Annotated in this window: 3 protein-coding genes; 2 read left to right on the top strand and 1 reads right to left on the bottom strand. The window is 69.6% G+C overall.

Annotation, left to right across the window (positions count from 1 at the left end):
• A partial coding sequence (locus QZY48_RS01845; RefSeq protein WP_295426946.1) for an SDR family NAD(P)-dependent oxidoreductase occupies positions 1-464 on the top strand: 464 nt, incomplete at its 5' end.
• Here the strand turns inward: QZY48_RS01845 and QZY48_RS01840 are convergent.
• Positions 377-2,761 carry a hypothetical protein gene (locus tag QZY48_RS01840; RefSeq protein WP_295426943.1) on the bottom strand — a complete coding sequence of 795 codons (2,385 nt, stop codon included), beginning with the start codon at positions 2,759-2,761 and terminating at the stop codon, positions 377-379. The two genes, QZY48_RS01845 and QZY48_RS01840, sit on opposite strands and share 88 nt — an antisense overlap.
• Before the next feature lie 194 nt (positions 2,762-2,955).
• Between QZY48_RS01840 and QZY48_RS01835 the strand changes: the two genes are divergently transcribed.
• Positions 2,956-3,498, top strand: coding sequence for a hypothetical protein (locus tag QZY48_RS01835; protein WP_295426940.1), 543 nt, complete (start codon positions 2,956-2,958; stop codon positions 3,496-3,498).
• The last annotated feature ends 112 nt before the right edge of the window (positions 3,499-3,610 follow it).

The raw sequence follows: 3,610 nt of genomic DNA, 5'->3' as shown, positions 1-3,610 counted from the left end.
TCGTTGTCGTAATCGGATTGTTCGATTACGACAACGACAACGACAACGACCAGGACAGCGTACCCGGGATCTCGGTCACCACATCAGTTCTGATCGCACCCCCGCAGCGGGACTGTGGTCAATCTCTCGTCCGTGGGGGGGGGCTCGCGGCCTTTCCGGCCTTGAGCTTCTATAACGCCTCCAAGTTTGCGGTCGAGGCCCTGTCTGAAGCGCTGGCGCAGGAGGTCGCGCCGCTCGGCATCAAGGTGCTGCTGGTCGAGCCCGGGCCCTTCCGGACCGACTGGGCGGGGCGCTCGGCGGCGCAGGCCAAGCGCTCCATCCCGGACTATGACGCGACCGCCGGGGCGCGCATGGCGATGATCCGCGGCTACAGCGGTCAGCGTGCGTCCTTCCCGCCCGCGCCGCCGACCCCCAGCCGCCGCGCCTGCGTCGCCAGGGCCTCGTCCACGATCAACTCAAAATAGTGTCGGCGGTCCGGCTCTATCGCACCCACCGTATCCCCGTCCCAGTCGCGCACCGGGGCGTGGCGCAACAGCACCCAGTGCATCAGGGCGTCGTCGTCGGTATAGCTGCCGATGAAGAACAGGCTCTCCTGGGCACCGGGGTCGGACAGCCGCAGTTGACCCATGGGTAATTCTTCCTGGAGCTTGAGGAAGGCGGTCTCGTCGAGTTTGACGCCGTTGACGTTGTAGGGCAGCAGGTCGCGCCCCGGGCCGGCGCGCTCCCCGCCGATGGCGTCGCGCACCACGGCCACGCGGAAGGCGCCGTTGGCGGGCCGGAAGCCCGAGCGCAGTAGTAGCCCGGAGCAGGAGGAGAGCCGGTCCGCCTGGTTGATGGCGCTGGAGATCATGATGCGACGCCCCTCGTCGTAGAGGAAGTTGGGCTCGCGGCGCGAGAATGAGATGCCGATCCCCAGCTCCAGATCGGGCAGCCCCAGTTGGTGGTTCTGGGCGTTTTGCATCTTGACTACCTGGAGGATCTTGCGCGCCAGGCGGCAGGCGCGGGCCACCGCCAGCCCCGGGCCGTCATCGACATACTCGTAGAGTGCGAGGATCACGGCGTCACCCTCCACGAACAGCTTCTCGGCCTCGAACTCCGGCAGGAGGCGATTGACCGGATCGAAAAAGTTCAGGCTGAAATGGGAGGCGGGGTTGAGCCCGCGGGCGCGCAGTTCCTCGGTGATCAGGGTGGAGCCGCGCACGTCGGCCTTGAGCACCGCGTGGGAGCGGATGCGCCGCGTCTGGGGGCCGCCCTCGCCGCGGCAGTGAAACTCGTGCAGGCTGCCGTTGGAGCGCGACAGCCGGGCCTCGTCATCGGTCTCCAGCAGACGGATGGCGTCCAGGGTCTCGAAGGTCTTGTAGGCGAGCTTGAGATCCCGGCGCAGCGTCAGGAAGTCGACCAGATAGTGGCCGATGAGTGCCAGGGCCTCGGCGGGCGTCTGGCGCAGGCGCAGCGCCCGCAGACGCTCCAGGGTCTGGAGCACGGCCAGCGGGTCGGGGCCGCCGCGCAGGGCGGCCAGGCGCTGCTCCAGCCGCCGCCGGGTCAGGCGGCCGTCCGCGTAGTCCAGGACCAGGGACAGCGGGAACGATTGACCGAGCTGGGTGCGCAGGCCGGGCAGGGCATAGGTGATCTCGATTGCCCGCCGCCGCCCCTCGTCCTGGAGCCCGGCCCCCAGTTGTTCCAGCAGCTCGCGCCGAAAACGCGGCCAGTCCGGGGGCGGTGGGGGGGCGGGGGCGGTCGGGGTCTGGGACCTGATCAGGGCCTGGGTCTCACCGGTCCAGTTATGCCGCGCGGTTTCGGGGTCCAGCAGCAGGCGCAGATTGGCCGGCTCGTCCAGCCAGGAGGTCAGGCCCTGTTGGTACTCCTCCCGCGCCACGAACCGCTCCAGCAGGATCTCGGTGGCGACGAAGCCGCGCAGTTGGCCCTGATCCCGGCGTTCCTTGGGGTGGCCGGGCGGCTGGCCCGGGGGCGCGTCCTCAGCGCCTTCCCCGTCGCCCGTCATCCACCCCGGCAGCCAGGGCGCGAAGGTCTGGGTCAGACACCGCCCGGTCTGGGCCAGCCAGTCGCCGATGGCGGGCCCGGCAAGCCAGCCCAAGGGATAGTCGGCGGCCAGGGTCAGCCCCTCCCCGGGGTCGGGGATCAGCAGGATCGGGTTGAACAGCAGCGTGTCGGTGACCGGCCACGCGGTGCCGAGCACCGCGCTGCGGGCGTTCTGCAGCCGCGTACTCTCCAGCTTGCGGACCTCGCGGAACAGGAGCTGTCCGACGCGCCGCTGGATGCCCTGGGCCTGGCGGGTCACCAGCACCAGTTGCTCGTGCAGGTCGGTGCTGAGCGCCGCGTCCGCGGCCAGGTCCGATTGCAGCTGCGCCTTGAGCGTCTCCTGTAATGATTGGGTCTCTGCCGCCACCAGTTGCAGCAGATACTTGAGTACGGCGAACTGGAGCAGCAGCGCGTTGTCGCGGGGATCGCGGCCGGGGTGACGCTCCAGGGCGCAGTCGAACAGGCGCAGATAGGTGTCACGCAGGGCCGCCAGGTCCTCGGCGCCGACCAACTGCTCCGGGATGCGGCGTGAGAGGCTGGCCGCGTCCTCGCGGACCAGCTTGCGGATCGTCTCCCCGGCCTGGATGCGGAAGCGCGGGCTCAGCAGACAGTCGATGTGCGCGTTGTCGATGCCCTTGCCGAAGGCCGCAAGCGAAATCGCCCAGGGGTCGGGATGAACCAGGGGTGCGAGGACTTCGGCAGGGCTGGGACGCCAGGGCATAGTGGTCGGGGGACGGATCCGGGGGCGGTGGTGAAGAGACCAAGGCGTTCGCGCGGCGTCCTTGGGTGAATCCGGGGTGCACCAATGCGGTCAACGGGGGATCATACCGGTTTCGACCACTGCCGGTCGCCGAAATGCCCGGCCCCTTGGATCGGCCGCGGTGCCGCCGTCCCCACCCGTTGGTGCACCAGTCTATGTCACACCAGATGCCCTGTGCCGTCCCCCGGTCCCGCCGCTGGCCCGCGTGGGTCTTGCTCTTGCTGGCCCTGTGCCCGCCCGCCGGGCCGGTGCGCGCGGCCGAGGGGGCGGCCGGGCGCGAGGCCATGGCCGATGCGATGTCGCGCATGATGGAGTCGATGGGGCTCCTGGGTTCCGGTACCGGGGCGCCCAACGCGGCAGGCGGCGGGGGCTCCTGGGACCAGGCGGCCGAGGTGGGCAAGCGGATGCTGGAGGGGCGCGGCCTCCCCCTGACCGCGGCCGGGCTCGAGGGTCCCTGGGAGGCGGCCGGGGGCGGACTCCTGATCGTGCAGGGGGGGAACTACCGGCTCTACGCCCCTAACGGCGGCTACGTGGACGGGGTCATCCAGGTCATCGGGCAGCGGGTGCGGATGGGCAGCCGGCGGGCGGGGTTCGCCTTCGAGTTCGAGTACGCCCTGGACCAGGGGCGGCTGGCGCTGCGCGATGCGCGGGGTCAGGTCTATGTTTATCGCCGGTTGGTGCTCGATGGCGGGGGCTAAGTTAAGTAACGAGGCAAGAGCAAGCTGGACGCGATCGTTGTCGTTGTCGTTGTCGTTGTCGTAATCGTAGTCGGAGAAGCGATGTAATTTGGCGTGCGAGAGAGTCCGGGGC

Origin of the sequence: uncultured Thiodictyon sp., from assembly GCF_903828115.1 — a bacterium.
In the GTDB taxonomy this organism is placed as follows: Bacteria; Pseudomonadota; Gammaproteobacteria; order Chromatiales; family Chromatiaceae; genus Thiodictyon.
The sequence above is the reverse complement of the archived record's forward strand: the minus strand, read 5'-3'. Positions and strand labels throughout refer to the sequence as shown.

Excerpts from the sequence above, each read along its gene's own strand:
- QZY48_RS01840 (WP_295426943.1), bottom strand. The coding sequence starts at position 2,761 with ATGCCCTGGCGTCCCAGCCCTGCCGAAGTCCTCGCACCCCTGGTTCAT.
- QZY48_RS01835 (WP_295426940.1), top strand. The coding sequence starts at position 2,956 with ATGTCACACCAGATGCCCTGTGCCGTCCCCCGGTCCCGCCGCTGGCCC.